This is a genomic window from Streptomyces sp. R33 (assembly GCF_041200175.1).
Classification (GTDB): Bacteria; Actinomycetota; Actinomycetes; order Streptomycetales; family Streptomycetaceae; genus Streptomyces; species Streptomyces katrae_B.
Genome location: NZ_CP165727.1, coordinates 5,523,776 through 5,538,787 on the forward strand (window position 1 = coordinate 5,523,776; position 15,012 = coordinate 5,538,787).

12 protein-coding genes and 1 pseudogene are annotated in these 15,012 nt (G+C 73.4%); 6 read left to right on the top strand and 7 right to left on the bottom strand.

The window, feature by feature from the left end; all coding sequences use genetic code 11:
- The first annotated feature begins 48 nt into the window (after positions 1–48).
- Entirely contained in the window at positions 49–870 is an 822-nt protein-coding gene (locus AB5J51_RS25345; RefSeq protein ID WP_369778714.1) for a phosphatase, read from the top strand.
- Between the two features lie 60 nt (positions 871–930).
- On the opposite strand, the gene AB5J51_RS25350 is transcribed toward AB5J51_RS25345, so the two are convergent.
- Positions 931–1,791: an SDR family NAD(P)-dependent oxidoreductase gene (locus AB5J51_RS25350; protein WP_369778715.1), complete on the bottom strand. Its 861-nt coding sequence runs from the start codon at positions 1,789–1,791 to the stop codon at positions 931–933.
- 78 nt (positions 1,792–1,869) lie between these two features.
- On the opposite strand from AB5J51_RS25350, the gene AB5J51_RS25355 reads away from it, so the two are divergent.
- Positions 1,870–2,352, top strand: a complete 483-nt coding sequence (locus AB5J51_RS25355) for a MarR family winged helix-turn-helix transcriptional regulator (RefSeq protein ID WP_136227233.1) — start codon at positions 1,870–1,872, stop codon at positions 2,350–2,352.
- Here the strand turns inward: AB5J51_RS25355 and AB5J51_RS25360 are convergent.
- From AB5J51_RS25360 to AB5J51_RS25380, 5 genes are all read right to left on the bottom strand, one after another.
- The gene (locus AB5J51_RS25360; RefSeq protein WP_053785560.1) at positions 2,349–2,825 is read right to left on the bottom strand and encodes a hypothetical protein; all 477 of its coding nucleotides are present in this window, start codon (positions 2,823–2,825) and stop codon (positions 2,349–2,351) included. The genes AB5J51_RS25355 and AB5J51_RS25360 overlap by 4 nt on opposite strands.
- A gap of 83 nt (positions 2,826–2,908) precedes the next feature.
- Positions 2,909–3,787, bottom strand: coding sequence for an acyl-CoA thioesterase II (locus tag AB5J51_RS25365; protein WP_053785561.1), 879 nt, complete (start codon positions 3,785–3,787; stop codon positions 2,909–2,911).
- A gap of 35 nt (positions 3,788–3,822) precedes the next feature.
- Positions 3,823–4,980 (bottom strand): acyl-CoA dehydrogenase family protein, encoded by a 1,158-nt coding sequence (locus AB5J51_RS25370; RefSeq protein WP_030297823.1) that lies wholly within the window; start codon positions 4,978–4,980, stop codon positions 3,823–3,825.
- A 169-nt stretch (positions 4,981–5,149) separates the two neighbouring features.
- On the bottom strand, positions 5,150–5,473 hold the full coding sequence (locus tag AB5J51_RS25375; RefSeq protein ID WP_369778716.1) for a hypothetical protein: 324 nt from the start codon (positions 5,471–5,473) through the stop codon (positions 5,150–5,152).
- Between the two features lie 130 nt (positions 5,474–5,603).
- Positions 5,604–7,133: a PucR family transcriptional regulator gene (locus AB5J51_RS25380; RefSeq protein ID WP_369778717.1), complete on the bottom strand. Its 1,530-nt coding sequence runs from the start codon at positions 7,131–7,133 to the stop codon at positions 5,604–5,606.
- Between the two features lie 116 nt (positions 7,134–7,249).
- Between AB5J51_RS25380 and speB the strand changes: the two genes are divergently transcribed.
- From speB to AB5J51_RS25400, 4 genes and pseudogenes are all read left to right on the top strand, one after another.
- Positions 7,250–8,212 (top strand): agmatinase, encoded by a 963-nt coding sequence (speB, locus tag AB5J51_RS25385; protein WP_030297817.1) that lies wholly within the window; start codon positions 7,250–7,252, stop codon positions 8,210–8,212.
- A gap of 38 nt (positions 8,213–8,250) precedes the next feature.
- Positions 8,251–9,936, top strand: coding sequence for a thiamine pyrophosphate-binding protein (locus AB5J51_RS25390; protein WP_133897981.1), 1,686 nt, complete (start codon positions 8,251–8,253; stop codon positions 9,934–9,936).
- Positions 9,937–10,080: 144 nt separating this feature from the next.
- Positions 10,081–10,614, top strand: a pseudogene (locus AB5J51_RS25395) (UTRA domain-containing protein); the annotation flags it as partial.
- Between the two features lie 183 nt (positions 10,615–10,797).
- On the top strand, positions 10,798–14,634 hold the full coding sequence (locus AB5J51_RS25400; RefSeq protein ID WP_369780312.1) for an ABC transporter ATP-binding protein: 3,837 nt from the start codon (positions 10,798–10,800) through the stop codon (positions 14,632–14,634).
- Between the two features lie 98 nt (positions 14,635–14,732).
- Here the strand turns inward: AB5J51_RS25400 and AB5J51_RS25405 are convergent, their stop codons facing one another.
- Positions 14,733–14,939 carry a hypothetical protein gene (locus AB5J51_RS25405; RefSeq protein WP_133897983.1) on the bottom strand — a complete coding sequence of 69 codons (207 nt, stop codon included), beginning with the start codon at positions 14,937–14,939 and terminating at the stop codon, positions 14,733–14,735.
- Positions 14,940–15,012 lie beyond the last annotated feature (73 nt).

Sequence of the window (15,012 nt, forward strand, 5' to 3'; positions counted from 1 at the left end):
GCCCGCTGGTCGGAATGGCACCGGCGACTCGGGCCCGGCGGCGGCAGAATGGGCCGCATGCCGAAGCCGATAGAGACGCCCGCCCTGTCAGTTGAACCGCCGAGCCGCGCCGAACTCGTCGACCACCTGGTCCGCACCCGGATCGCGGGCCAGGTCGCCACGCCCCGCGAGAACAACCTGTCGCACTACCGCAAGCTCGCCAACGGCGACCGGCACTACTGGCTGGGCCTGGAGCTGGGCGACCGCTGGGCGGACGAGCAGGACGTGCTCGCCGTGATGGCGGAGCGGGTCGGGGTCGTCGACGACGCCGCGTACCGCTACGGCCAGGACACGATCGACCCGGAGCTGACGGTGTCCGGCCTGGACCGGATGGCGGCGCGGCTGCGGAAGGCGGCGCTGGACCGGCAGGGCGTACTGCTGGCCACGGGGCACCCGGGCGGCCTGCTGGACGTCCACCGGGCGACGGCGGCCGCGCTGCGCGCCGCGGGCTGCGAGATCGTGGTGATCCCGCCCGGCCTGGTCGCGGACGAGGGCTCGGTGTGGCAGTTCGCGGACGTCGCCGTGCTGGAGCGGGGCGCCACGCTGTGGCACACCCACTCCCCGGAGCCGATGGCCGCGATCCTGGACGGCCTGACGGCGGCGGGCCGCCCCCAGCCGGACCTGGTCGTCGCCGACCACGGCTGGGCCGGGTGCGCGGCGCAGCGCGGGCTGGACGCGGTGGGCTACGCGGACTGCAACGACCCCGCGCTGTTCATCGGTGAGGCGGAGGGCACCCTCCAGGTGGCGGTGCCGCTCGACGACCACGTGCGCGACCCGCGCTTCTACGACCCGATGGTGGCGTACCTGCTGTCGGCGGCCGGCCTGCTCTAGCCGCGGCCCGGCGGGGCCTCGTGCCGGCCCCGCCGGAGTTTGCGGCCCGGAAGGGACGGACTAGCCGAGCCAGTCGGTCATCTCGGACTGGACGGCCGAGCCGTCGAGGTCGGCGAGCTTCATGCCCACGAAGTCGCGGGCCCAGTCGGAGGTCTGGATCCGGAACGGCATCTTCTCGGCGGTCAGCGCCTCGATGACCGGCGCCGCCGCCTGCTCGGAGGTCTGCGCGGTGTCGCTGCCGAAGGACTGCAGGGCGTGGTTGATGTAGCCCTCGAGCGCCGGGGCGTACGGACCCGCCTGCGCGAGCAGCGCCGGGATGTCGAGCCCGACGTTGTTCACGAACTCGCTGGCGACGGCGCCCGGTTCGACGACGGCCACCTGGACGCCCGCGGACGCGGCGACCGGGGCCAGGGACTCCATGAAGCCCTCGACCGCGAACTTGGCCGCGCAGTAGGACTCGTTGAACGGCTGGCCGACGACGCCGCCGACGCTCGTCACGGTGATGACCCGGCCCCCCGAGGCGCGCAGGTGGGGCAGCGCGGTGCGGGTGAGCTCGGCGACGCCGAAGAAGTTGACCTCCATGACGGAGCGCAGCTGCTCCATGCCGTGCTGCTCGATGGTGCCGACGAAGCCGGCGCCCGCGTTGTTCACGACCGCGTCGAGGTGGCCGTGCTCGGCGACGACCTCGGCCACGCACGCCGCCACGGAGTCCGCGTCGGTCACGTCGAGCCGCTTGACCTGGACCAGGTCCGAGACGCCGGCTTCGGCGGCGGCCTTCTGCAGGGCGTCGGCGCGGGTGGTGTCCCGCATGGTGGCGACGGCGTGCCAGCCCGCCCGGGCGGCGGCGACCGCGGCGGCCAGGCCGATGCCGGAGGAGGTGCCGGTGATGAGGACGGTCTTGGCGGTGGTCTGGGTGCTCACGGGAGGCTCCTTAGATTTGTGCGTGCACACACACATTAAACTTTGTGTGCGTGTGCACGCAACCCGTATCCTTTCCCCATGGCGCACACGCATCTCAACTTGGACGGCCTCACCCCCCGCGACCACGCCTTCTACGGGCTGGTCTGGGCCGGAACCACCCTCACCGCCCGGGTCGACCAGGTGCTCACGCGCCGCCACGACCTGCCGTTGTCGTGGTTCGAGGTCATGCTCTGGCTGAGCGTCCAGCAGGAGCCGGTCGCGCCCTCCGAGCTGGGCGCCAGGACCCTGCTCAGCCGCAGCCAGGTCTCCCGCGTCGCCGATTCCCTCCGGGCGCGCGGCCTGGTCGAACGGGTCCCGTCCCCGACGGACGCGCGGTCCGTGGGGATCGCCCTGACCGAGGCGGGCCGCCGCGCCTTCGCGGAGGCCGACGCCACCCGCCGCGAGGCCCTCGCCGAGGTCTTCGACGACCGCCTCGACGATGCGGACATAGCCGCACTGGAGGCGATCTGGGCCAAGCTCAAGGCCCGCCCGGAGAACGAACAGCCGGCCGACACCCCCTAGGCGACACCCGGCGGGACCGCCGTCCGGCCCCCGCGCACCCTGCGCCGCAGCAGGGCCGCGAACGGCGCCGTGAGCGCGCAGGCCACGGCGGTTACGGCGGCGGCCACGAAGGCCGGGTTCACCCAGTCCGGGATCAGCTGCCGACCACCCGGATCCCCGGGGTGGTCGGCGCAGTGGACGGAGAGCGGGAACGAGGATTCCCAGACGACCGTCTTCTCGTGCTCGCCCCACTGGGCGTACCCGCACACCTCGTCGGGGTCGAGGACGTAGACGCCGTACGACACGCCCCAGATGTAGACCGAACCCGCGGCGCACAGCGCGAGGAGGGCGGCCAGCAGGAGGGTGCCCGCCCCGAGCAGCTCCGGGGCGGAGCGCCGCCGGACCGTGACCACCACGTGGACGGCGAGCCGGCCGAGGACCAGGACACCCGCGAACGGGGAGATCAGGGTGAGGGCGAACAGGAGAACGATCATGTTTGCAGTCGACGCCCTGCCCGTCCGGTCAGTTCCGCACTGTGGCCGAGCCCACGCGGTGCCCGGCCCGCGGAGCTCCGGGGTCAGGCGCGCGGGACGCGCACCACGCCCTCCTGGATGACGGTCACGGCGAGCCGCCCGTCCTGCGTCCAGATCCGGGCCTGACCGAGGCCGCGCCCGGCGGCCGCCGACGGGGACTCCTGGTCGTACAGCAGCCACTCATCGGCGCGGAACGGCCGGTGGAACCACATCGCGTGGTCCAGCGAGGCGCCCACCACGTCGCCGACCGCCCAGCCGCCCCGGCCGTGCGCGAGCAGCACCGAGTCGAGCAGGGTCATGTCCGAGACGTACGTGGCCAGGCACGTGTGCAGGAGCGCGTCGTCGCTCTCCAGCTTGCCGGCCGTACGGAACCACACCTGCGAGCGCGGTTCGACCGGCACGCCGACGCTGCCCCAGGGCGGGATCGTCGCGTACCGCAGGTCCACCGCGCCGCGCGCCTCGATCAGCCGCTCCACCGTGCCCGGGTCGCGGAAGATCTCCCGGTACGCGGGCAGGGACTCGGCGGCCGTCGGCAGGGTCTCCGGATCGGGCGCGTCCGGCATCGCGACCTGGTGGTCGAGGCCCTCCTCGTACGTCTGGAAGGACGCGGAGAGGTGGAAGATCGGCTGGCCGTGCTGGACGGCGACGACCCGGCGGGTGGTGAAGGAACGCCCGTCGCGGATCCGGTCGACCGCGTACACGATCGGCGCGCCCGGGTCCCCCGCGCGCAGGAAGTACGAGTGCAGCGAGTGCGCGGTGCGGTCCTCGGGCACGGTCCGGCCGGCCGCGACCAGGGCCTGGGCCGCGACCTGGCCGCCGAAGACGCGCGGTACCAGCGCCGAACGGCTGGTACCGCGGAAGATGTTCTCCTCGATCTGCTCCAGGTCGAGCAGATCGAGGAGCGTCGCCAGTGCCTCGTTCATGAGGGGAAGGGTAAGTCCCTTGTCCCGAAGGGCCCTTACAGGCCCATCGACTTCGCGATGATGGACTTCATGATCTCGCTGGTGCCGCCGTAGATGCGGTTGACGCGGTTGTCGGCGTACAGGCGGGCGATCGGGTACTCGTTCATGTAGCCGTAGCCGCCGTGCAGCTGGAGGCAGCGGTCGATCACGCGGTGCGCGACCTCGGTGCAGAACAGCTTCGCGGAAGCGGCCTCGGCGGGGGTCAGCTCGCCGGCGTCCAGGGCCTCCAGGGCGCGGTCCGCGACGGCCTGGGCGGCGTCCACCTCGGCCTGGCAGGCGGCCAGTTCGAACTTGGTGTTCTGGAAGTGCGCGACCGGCTTGCCGAAGACGGTGCGGTCGGTGACGTACTGCTGGGCGAACCGGACGGCCGCGGCGGCCTGGGCGTACGCGCCGAACGCGATGCCCCAGCGCTCGGAGGCCAGGTTGTGGCCGAGGTAGTAGAAGCCCTTGCCCTCCTCGCCGAGCAGGTCCTCGACCGGGACCTTGACGTCGACGAACGCCAGCTCGGCGGTGTCGGAGGTGCGCAGGCCCAGCTTGTCGAGCTTGCGGCCGATCGAGTAGCCCTCGGACTTGGTGTCCACGGCGAACAGGGAGATGCCGAAGCGGCGGTCGTCCTCGCGCGGGGCGGCGGTGCGGGCGCAGACGATCACACGGTCGGCGTGCACGCCGCCGGTGATGAAGGTCTTGGAGCCGTTGAGGACGTAGTGCGTGCCGTCCTCGGAGAGCTTGGCGGTGGTCTTCATGCCCGCGACGTCGGAGCCGGTGCCCGGCTCGGTCATGGCGAGCGCCCACATCTCCTCGCCGGAGACGAACTTCGGCAGGTAGCGCTTCTTCTGCTCGTCGTCGGCCAGCATCTTGATGTAGGGGAGGGCGAGCAGCACGTGGACGCCGGAGCCGCCGAAGTTCACGCCCGCGCGGGAGGTCTCTTCGTAGAGGACGGCCTCGAACTTGTGGGTGTCCAGGCCCGCGCCGCCGAACTCCTCGGGGACGTTGATGCCGAAGACGCCCAGCTCGCCGAGCTTGTAGTAGAAGTCGCGCGGGGCCTGACCGGCCGCGAACCACTCGTCGTAGACGGGGACGACCTCGGCCTCTATGAAGGCGCGGATGGTCTCGCGGAACGCCTCGTGGTCCTCGTTGAAAACGGTACGGCGCACAGCCGCCTCCTCGATCCTGTCGCCCGTCGCGCTGTCGCGCCGTGTCTAAGCGCTTGCTCAGACTATTAAGTTACCCGTGGGTTGGGCGGGCTGTCCAGAGTCGGGGAGGGGTACCGGGTGTGATGTCCGGCGGCCTTGTGGCACGGGCCGCCGGACACCCGGCGTCGGCCTACTTGCCCAGGATGCTGCCGGTCCACTGGCCGGCGGCACCCTGCATCAGGGACTCGTTGCTCAGGACCTGGGTCCCGGGCAGGGAGGCCATGCCGATGTCGCCGGTCGGTGCCGCGCTGTTGTGGGAGCCGACCGTGTTGTCGCGCCCGGCGTTGAACACGTCGTCGCCGGCCACCTGCGACACGTCGCCGAAGACGATCGAGTACGTGTTGTCGATCGGCGCGTACACGACGAAGTTGTCGTCGGCGGAGGCGGCGGACGCACCGGCCAGGATGATGCCGCCGGCGGCGAGAGCGGTCAGGGCGAGGCGGATCGATCGCACGAATAGTGCCTTTCGACGAGTGGGTGGGGGGAACAGTGCGAACGTAGGCGGCCGCGCACCGGGAGGCACTGCGCCCGCCGCCGTACGCCCCGAGTCCATCCGTACGGCGCAGCCGCCCCGGGGTTCGCCCTCAGACCCCGGTGTCCCGGGTCAGCGCGAACCACAGCTCCATCCGGGTGTCCGGGTCGTCGAGGTCGCTGCGCAGCAGGGCCGCGACACGGGCGATGCGCTGGCGGACGGTGTTGCGGTGGACGCCGAGGGCCGCGGCCGTCCGGTCCCAGCTGCCGTGGTGCGCCAGCCAGGTGCGCAGGGTCTCCCGGTGGGCCGGGGACAGCGGGGCGAGCAGGGCCTCGGCGTGGGCGCGGGCCTCGGCGGGGTCCACCAGGGCGCCGAGCCCCGCGCCGGTGTGCCGGACCAGCGAGGTGCGGGCCGCCTCGGCACGCTCCAGCGCCCGGCGGGCCTGCGCGTCGGCCCTGGCCAGGGCTTCGGGTCCGGAGGGGGCGCTCACCCCGAGGCGCCATCCGGGCTGCGCGGCGGGCTCCCGGTCGGTGAGCAGGCGTACGCCGCCCTCGTGCGGCTCGAGCAGTACGGTGCCCAGCGCGGCGGCGAGGGCCTGCGGATCCCCGCCGCCGGCGGCCTGGACGGCGTACCAGGGTCCGGGCCCGAGGGCCTCGGCGGGAGAACCGCCGAACAGCAGGCGGGTGAGCGCGGCGGCCTCGGTCCCGGCGGGCCGTTCGGCGGTGAGCAGGGTCAGCAGGACGGCGGCGATGGAGGCGATGGTGTGGTCGCCCGCGGCCCGGGCCGGGGTGGCGAGTGCCAGCACCCGGCCGCCGCCGACGGCGTAGACGGCGAGGTGGATTGCGCCGACGGCATCGGTGGCGGTGGCCGCCGTCCCGCCGCCCACCCGCCGGGCGAGCACTCCGAGAGCCCCGAGCACCTCCTCCCCGACCCCGGCCCCCGCGGCCCGCACGACCCCGACGGGAGCGGATCCGGCGCCGGCGGTTGCGGCAGGGGCGTCCGCGGCGCCGGCCCCGGGCGGCCCGCCCGTCGGGATCCCGGCGGTTGCGGATTCCGCCGGGGCCGGGCCGTCAGCCAGGCCCGACCCCGCCGCTGCGGCACCGGCCGGGGCCAGGAGGGCGGCCCAGCCGCCCAGGCTCGCCGCCAGGCGGGACAGCACCGCAGGCACCGGGTCGGGGCGGGCGGCCGCTGCGGCGAGGGCCTGCTGCGCTGCGGCGACCCGGCGCAGCTCGCGGGTCCGCGCCTCGGCCATCAGGCGCCAGACCGCCCGGGCCACCGCCGTGAAAGGGGTCCCCGGCGGTACCTCGACCAGCGGCAGCCCCTGCCGCTCGCAGGCGTCGGCCAGGGCCCGCGGCACCGACGCGTGCACCGGGGTCACCCCGAAGCCGACCCCGGCCGCCCCGGCCCGTACGAGCCGGGCCACGTACTCCCCGGCGTCCGCGCCCCCGCCCGCACCCGGCTCCGCCCCCGCCGTCAGCAGCAACTCGCCGCCGAGCAGGTACGGCGACGGATCCGCCATCTCGGAGGCGTGCACCCCGTGCACCTCGGCCTCTGCGGGTCCGGCCAGCAGCCGCAGTCCCAGTTCGGCGTCGGCCAGCAGCCGGTCCAGCAAAACCGGCGGGGTCGGGGGCGAGGCCTCCATGGATACTCCGTACACAGTGCGGGCGAGTGGTGGATAAAACGTACACTTCGCGGCCCGGACGCATCCGCTTACGCTCGAAGGACCGCACCGTAGGACCTCCAGAAGGGCACCCCCCCATGAGCACGCAGCCGCGCGGCCCCGTCGACTCCTCCCGCATCCCGCGCTACGCGGGCCCCGCGACCTTCGCCCGGCTGCCCCGCCTGGACGAGGTCGGCTCGGCCGACGTCGCCGTGGTCGGTGTCCCCTTCGACTCCGGTGTCTCGTACCGCCCCGGTGCCCGCTTCGGCGGCAACGCCATCCGCGAGGCCTCCCGCCTGCTGCGTCCGTACAACCCGGCGCAGGACGCGTCCCCGTTCGCGCTCGCCCAGGTGGCGGACGCCGGTGACATCGCGGTGAACCCCTTCAACATCAACGAGGCCGTCGAGACGGTCGAGGCGGCCGCGGACGAGCTCCTCGGTGCCGGCTCCCGCCTGATGACCCTCGGCGGCGACCACACCATCGCACTCCCGCTGCTCCGCTCCGTCGCCAAGAAGCACGGCCCGGTGGCGCTGCTGCACTTCGACGCGCACCTGGACACCTGGGACACGTACTTCGGCGCCGAGTACACGCACGGCACGCCGTTCCGCCGCGCCGTGGAGGAGGGCATCCTCGACACCGAGGCGCTCTCCCACGTCGGCACCCGCGGCCCGCTCTACGGCAAGCAGGACCTCGACGACGACGCCAAGATGGGCTTCGGCATCGTGACCTCGGCCGACGTCTACCGCCGCGGTGCGGACGAGGTCGCGGACCAGCTGCGCCAGCGCATCGGCGACCGCCCGCTGTACATCTCGATCGACATCGACGTGCTCGACCCGGCGCACGCGCCCGGCACCGGCACCCCCGAGGCGGGCGGCATGACCTCCCGCGAGCTGCTGGAGATCATCCGCGGCCTGTCCTCCTGCAACCTGGTCTCGGCCGACGTCGTCGAGGTCGCCCCGGCGTACGATCACGCCGAGATCACCTCGGTCGCGGCCTCGCACACCGCGTACGAGCTGACGACGATCATGAGCCGCCAGATCGCTGCGTCGCGGACGAAGTGAGCGGCGGAGCAACCGTGACGAAGGGCGAGTAAGCGCACGTGACGCACGACCACGACCTGGTACTCCGTCCCACCGAGGCCCAGACGGCGGCCGCCCTCGCGCCGCCGCCGGGGCGGACGGGCGGGGACCTGGTCGTGGAGACGCTGCGCTCGCTCGGCGCCACCACCGTGTTCGGCCTGCCGGGGCAGCACGCCCTCGGCACCTTCGACGCGGTGGGCCGTTCCGACCTGCGGCTGATCGGGCTGCGTACGGAGAACAACGCGGGGTTCGCCGCCGACGCGTACGGCCGCATCACGGGCGAGGCGGTTCCCCTGCTGCTCTCGACCGGCCCGGGCGCGCTGATGGCCCTGCCGGCCCTGGCGGAGGCGGCCGCCGCCTCGGCGCCGGTCCTCGCCATCGCCTCGCAGGTCCCGGTCGCCGGCCTCGGCGGCGGCCGCCGCGGGCACCTGCACGAGCTGCGGGACCAGTCGGCGTCGTTCCGGGACGTGGTGAAGTCGGTCCACACGGCCCGCACCCCGTCGCAGATCCCGTCCGTGATCGCGGAGGCCTGGGAATCGGCGCTGACGGCTCCCCACGGCCCGGTCTGGGTGGAGATCCCGGAGGACGTCCTGCGCGCAGAGACGGTGATCCCCCAGGTCACGGGGGTGGACGCGACCCCGCACGAGCTCGCCCCGCGGCCCGAGCTCACCGCTCTGGCGGCGCACTGGCTGGGGCGGGCCTCCCGCCCGGTGATCATCGCGGGCGGCGGGGTGATCCGCTCGGACGCGGCCGGCAAGCTGCGGCAGCTCGCGGAGCGGCTGAACGCCCCGGTGGTCACCACCTTCGGCGGCAAGGGCGCCTTCCCGTGGACGCACCCGCTGTCCCTCCAGTCCTGGCTGGAGGACCGCCACATGACGGACTTCCTGGAGGACGCGGACGTCCTCCTGGTCGTGGGCTCCGGCCTGGGCGAACTGTCCTCGAACTACCACACGTTCTTCCCGACGGGCCGGGTCGTCCAGATCGAGGCGGACCTCGGCAAGCTGGAGTCCAACCACGCGGCCCTCGGCATCCACGCGGACGCCCGCCTGGCCCTCCAGGCCCTCCTGGAAACGGTCCCGGAACGCGAGGACGTGCAGGCGCCCGAGCGCGTCCGCATGGTCCTGTCGGAGATCGAGGCCCGCCTGTCGACGCAGGACGTGACGCTGGAGCGCGAGCTCCTCACGTCGATCCGCGCGGCGCTCCCCGCCCGCTCCCCGTCCTTCTGGGACATGACGATCCTGTCCTACTGGGCCTGGTCGGCGTTCGACGCGAAGCACCCCAACACGATGCACTCGGCCCAGGGCGCGGGCGGCCTCGGCTACGCCTTCCCGGCGGCCCTCGGCGCCTGCATCGCGGAACCGGGCACCCCGGTCCTGGCCGTCTCGGGCGACGGCGGCGCGATGTACTCGATCGCGGACCTGGCGACGGCGAAGCAGCACGACCTGGACGTGACCTGGCTGATCGTGGACGACGGCGGCTACGGGATCCTGCGCGAGTACATGGCGGACTCCTTCGAGGGCCGCACGACGGGCACGGAACTCACCCGCCCGGACTTCGTCGCCCTGGCCCGGTCCTTCGGCGTCCCGGCGTCGACGACGACCCCGGAAACCCTCCGCGAAGACCTGGCCAAGTCCCTCGACACCCCGGGCCCCTCGGTGGTGGTCCTCCCGGCCAGGCTCCGCATGTTCGCCCCGACGCACGTCTGAGGGCCGGACGCGTTCGCTGCCGGCGCGTGTCGGCGGGCGAGCGGGGCTTGCCGTCGTGATCCCGCCCCTACGCTGTCGGGACATGATCGAGGAGGACCCTGGGAGGACCGTATGACGAAGGACGTCGCGGGGCGCCAGGCCGGGATCCGGCGGCGCGGGATCCGGCGGCTCTCGGCCGAGGTGTGGGGCACCGGGGGTTCCATCTGGGCGGCGGACGGCCAGGGCCACGACCCGGAGGCCGACACCGAGGTCGACACCGAGGTCGCCGACGAGCCGGTGCCCGACGCCGTCGGGGGCGTGCTCGGGCTGGAGGGCGGAGCGCCCGCCTGCGTACGGCGCCGCAGGTTCCTGCTCGACGGGAAGCCCGTCATGCTGGCCACCTCGTACCTCGACGCCGCGCTCGTCGCCGGTACGCCCATCGCCGAGCCGGACTCCGGCCCCGGCGGGATCTACGCCCGGCTCGCCGAGCTCGGCCAGGAGCCGGTCCGGTTCCGGGAGGAGGTCCGCTCGCGGATGCCGTCCCCGGAGGAGACCGACCGGCTCCGCCTGGCGGCCGGGACCCCGGTGGTGCTGGTCCGCCGTACCGCCTTCGCCGCCGGCGGACGGGCTGTCGAGGTCAACGAAATGGTCCTCGACGCCTCCGCCTACGTACTGGAGTACGAGTTCGACGCACCGTAGCGGCCCTGTCGCCTCGGCGCACGGACCGGCCGACGAGCGAGGGGTCCTCGAAGGGGTGAACTCTGCGCGCGGGCTTCCGTACGGCGGTGCGATTGTTGCAGGGGGATGAAATCCGCCGGTCGGGGCGTTGGGGGAGGCGGCAGGACAGGATCAACGGGGAGGCTCCACGTGGCGGCGGCAGAGATGACAGCGGGCGGGAAACAGGGCTGGGCCCGGCGGCTCGCCGCCTACACCTGGCGGTACCGGCTCAACGTGCTGCTGGCGCTCGGGTCCTCCCTGGGCGGCATGGCGGTCATGGCGCTCGTGCCGCTGGTCACCAAGGTCATCATCGACGACGTCATCGGCGACCACACCAAGCCCATGGGGATATGGGCCGGCCTGCTCATAGGCGCCGCGGTCCTCGTGTACGTGATGACGTACATCCGCAGGTACTACGGCGGCCGCCTCGCGCTCGACGTCCAGCACGACCTGCGCACCGACATGTACGACACCATCGCCCGCCTCGACGGGCGCCGCCAGGACGAGCTGTCCACCGGACAGGTCGTCGGGCGTGCCACGAGCGACCTCCAGCTGATCCAAGGGCTGCTCTTCATGCTGCCCATGACCATCGGGAACTTCCTGCTGTTCGGGATATCCCTCGGCGTCATGCTGTGGCTGTCCCCGCTGCTGACGCTGGTCGCACTGCTCATGGCCCCCGCGCTCTGGTTCATCGCCAAGCGCAGCCGCAAGAAGCTCTTCCCCGCCACCTGGTGGGCCCAGGGCCAGGCCGCCGCCGTCGCCACCGTCGTCGACGGAGCCGTCACCGGCGTCCGCGTCGTCAAGGGCTTCGGCCAGGAGGAGCAGGAGACCGGCAAGCTGCGCGCCGCGGGGCGGCGGCTGTTCGCCGGGCGGATGCGGACCATCCGGCTCAACTCCCGCTACACCCCCGCCCTGCAGGCCGTGCCCGCCCTCGCGCAGGTCGCCATGCTGGCCCTCGGCGGCTGGATGGCCACCAACGGCCAGGTCACCCTCGGCACCTTCGTGGCCTTCTCCACCTACCTCGCCCAGCTCGTCGGCCCCGTCCGCATGCTCGCCATGGTCCTCACCGTCGGCCAGCAGGCCCGCGCCGGCGTCGAGCGCGTCTTCGAGCTCATCGACACCGAGCCCGTCATCGAGGACGGCACGCACGAGCTGCCCGCCGACGCCCCCGCCACCGTCGAGTTCGACGGGGTCGTCTTCGGGTACGACCCCGAGCGGCCGGTCCTGGACGGCTTCTCGCTCTCCATCACCGAGGGCGAGACCGTCGCCGTCGTCGGAGCCTCCGGTTCCGGCAAGTCCACCGTCTCCCTCCTCCTGCCCCGCTTCTACGACGCCGACCGCGGCGCCGTACGCGTCGGGGGCCACGACGTCCGCGGGCTGACCTTCGACTCCCTGCGCGCCGCCATCGGGCTCGTGCCGGAGGACTCCTTCCTCTTCTCCGACACCATCCGCGCCAACATCGCCTACGGCCACCCCGAGGCCACCGACGCGCAGATCGAGGCCGCAGCCCGCGCCGCCCAGGCCGAAGGGTTCATCAAGGCCCTGCCCGCCGGGTACGACACCAAGGTCGGCGAGCAGGGGCTCACCCTCTCCGGCGGCCAGCGCCAGCGCATCGCGCTCGCCCGCGCCATCCTCACCGACCCGCGCCTGCTGCTCCTCGACGACGCCACCTCCGCCGTGGACGCCCGCGTCGAGCACGAGATCCACGAGGCGCTGCGCGCCGTCATGGCCGGCCGCACCACCCTCCTCATCGCCCACCGCCGCTCCACGCTCGCGCTGGCCGACAGGATCGCCGTACTCGACCGCGGGCGGCTCTCCGACATCGGCACGCACGAGGAGCTGGAGCGCCGCTCGCCCCTCTACCGGCGGCTGCTCACCGACCCGGACGCGCTCGGCGCCGGCTCGCCGCGCACCCCCGAGGCGCCCGCGATGTCCGAGTTCGAGCGGGACATCGAAGGGGACCTCGCACGGGACATCGAGCTCGAGGCCGAGATCGACTCCGAGCCGGTCAACGCCAAGCGGCGCGTCGCCGACGGGGTGACCCCCGAGCTCTGGCGCCGCCAGGAGGAATCCGAGTCCGCCGCGGCGGCCGGGACCGCCGCAGCCCCCGCCCCCGGCGCCGCGCCCTCCATGGCGGGCGCCGTCGCCGGCATGCCGGCCACCCCCGAGCTGCTCGCGCAGGTGGCCGCGCTGCCGCCCGCCGACGACGAGCCCGCCGTGGACGAGGACCAGGCCGCGTCCGCCGAGAAGAGCTACAACCTGCGCCGGCTGCTCAGCGGCTTCTGGGCGCCCCTCGCCGTCAGCCTCGGCCTCGTCGCCGTCGACGCCGGCTCCGGGCTGCTGCTCCCGATCCTGATCCGGCACGGCATCGACAAGGGCGTCGAGCAGGCCGCCCTCGGCGCCGTCTGGGTGGCCGCCCTGCTCGCGCTCGGCGTCGTCGTCGCGCAGTGGGCCGCCCAGTTCGCCGAGACCCGGATGACCGGGCGCACCGGCGAGCGCGTCCTGTACGCCCTGCGCGTCAAGATCTTCGCCCAGCTCCAGCGCCTCGGCCTCGACTACTACGAGCGCGAGCTGACCGGCAAGATCATGACCCGGATGACCACCGACGTGGACGCCCTGTCGACCTTCCTGCAGACCGGGCTCGTCACCGCCGTCGTCTCCGTCTTCACCTTCTTCGGCATCCTGATCGCCCTGCTCGTCCTCGACGTCGAGCTCGCGCTGATCGTGTTCGCGACGCTCCCCGTGCTGGTCCTCGGCACGATCGTGTTCCGCCGCAAGTCGGTCGCCGCGTACGAGCTCGCCCGCGACCGGGTCAGCCTGGTCAACGCCGACCTCCAGGAGTCCGTCTCCGGACTGCGCATCGTCCAGGCGTTCCGCCGCCAGCGCGCCGGCGCCGCCCGGTTCGCCGAGCGGAGCGACTCGTACCGCGAAGCCCGGGTGCGGGGCCAGTGGCTGATATCCGTCTACTTCCCCTTCGTGCAGCTGCTGTCCTCCGGGGCGGCGGCCGCCGTGCTGATCGTCGGCGCGGGCCGCGTCGAGGCCGGCACCCTCACCACCGGCGCGCTGGTGGCGTACCTCCTGTACATCGACCTGTTCTTCGCCCCCGTCCAGCAGCTCTCCCAGGTCTTCGACGGCTACCAGCAGGCCACCGTCTCCCTCGGCCGGATCCAGGGGCTGCTGCGCGAGCCCACCAGCACCCCGCGGCCCGCCGACCCCGCCCCCGTGCGGGAGCTGCGCGGCGAGATCGCCTTCGAGGACGTGCGCTTCGCGTACGGCACCGCCGAGGAGCGCGGCGAGAAGGGCGACGCGCTGGCCGGGATCAGCCTGCGGATACCCGCCGGCCAGACCGTCGCGTTCGTCGGCGAGACCGGCGCCGGCAAGTCCACGCTGGTCAAGCTCGTGGCCCGGTTCTACGACCCGACCTCGGGCCGGGTCACCGCCGACGGCGCCGATCTGCGGGAGCTCGACCTGACGGCGTACCGCCACCGGCTGGGGGTCGTCCCCCAGGAGCCGTACCTCTTCCCGGGGACGGTCCGCGACGCCATCGCCTACGGGCGGCCCGAGGCGGCCGACGCCGAGGTGGAGGCGGCCGCCCGCGCGGTCGGCGCCCACGACATGATCGCCACCCTCGACGGCGGCTACCTGCACACCGTCGCCGAACGCGGGCGCAACCTCTCGGCCGGCCAGCGCCAGCTGATCGCCCTGGCCCGCGCCGAACTCGTCGACCCGGACGTGCTGCTGCTCGACGAGGCCACCGCCGCGCTCGACCTGGCCACCGAGGCCCAGGTCAACCAGGCCACCGACCGGCTCGCCGGCAAGCGCACCACACTCGTGGTGGCACACCGGCTGACCACGGCTGCGCGCGCCGACCGGGTCGTCGTCATGGACCGCGGCCGCGTCGTGGAGGACGGCACCCACGCCGAACTCGTCGCCCGCGGCGGCCACTACGCCGAACTGTGGCGCACCTTCGTCGGCGAGGACGAGCCGGCCGCGGCGCTCTAGTCCGGGGCTCAGCCCGGGTTGGCCCGGGGCCTGGCCCGGGGCCTTCGGGTGACGACGGCCCCGGATCCGTCACGTGACGGATCCGGGGCCGTTGACCACTAACCCTGCTCAGGCACCGGCTTGGTTTGCCTGCCGCCTGAGGCGGCGGCAAGGCCGCCTCCCGCGAGTAGACAGACGATGGTCTCGACGGCCCTGATCTGATCGGTTCCGAGGTCCGGACGGACCAGGAAGAGAACGATCACGACCACGACGACGACCGTCGGCCACGACGGCGGGAAATGCAGGGTCTTCGGCTTTGCCCTCACGGTTCTCCTTCAACGCACTCACGGGAAAGGTGGTGGTTGTCGGGGCCCGCTTCCGGCTCAGCTCCCACGATCT

What these genes read in the sequence shown, in the direction of transcription:
- AB5J51_RS25345 (WP_369778714.1), top strand. Translation starts at nt 49, where the DNA reads ATGGGCCGCATGCCGAAGCCGATAGAGACGCCCGCCCTGTCAGTTGAA.
- AB5J51_RS25355 (WP_136227233.1), top strand. Translation starts at nt 1,870, where the DNA reads ATGGCGCACACGCATCTCAACTTGGACGGCCTCACCCCCCGCGACCAC.
- AB5J51_RS25360 (WP_053785560.1), bottom strand. Translation starts at nt 2,825, where the DNA reads ATGATCGTTCTCCTGTTCGCCCTCACCCTGATCTCCCCGTTCGCGGGT.
- AB5J51_RS25365 (WP_053785561.1), bottom strand. Translation starts at nt 3,787, where the DNA reads ATGAACGAGGCACTGGCGACGCTCCTCGATCTGCTCGACCTGGAGCAG.
- AB5J51_RS25380 (WP_369778717.1), bottom strand. Translation starts at nt 7,133, where the DNA reads ATGGAGGCCTCGCCCCCGACCCCGCCGGTTTTGCTGGACCGGCTGCTG.
- speB (WP_030297817.1), top strand. Translation starts at nt 7,250, where the DNA reads ATGAGCACGCAGCCGCGCGGCCCCGTCGACTCCTCCCGCATCCCGCGC.
- AB5J51_RS25400 (WP_369780312.1), top strand. Translation starts at nt 10,798, where the DNA reads ATGACAGCGGGCGGGAAACAGGGCTGGGCCCGGCGGCTCGCCGCCTAC.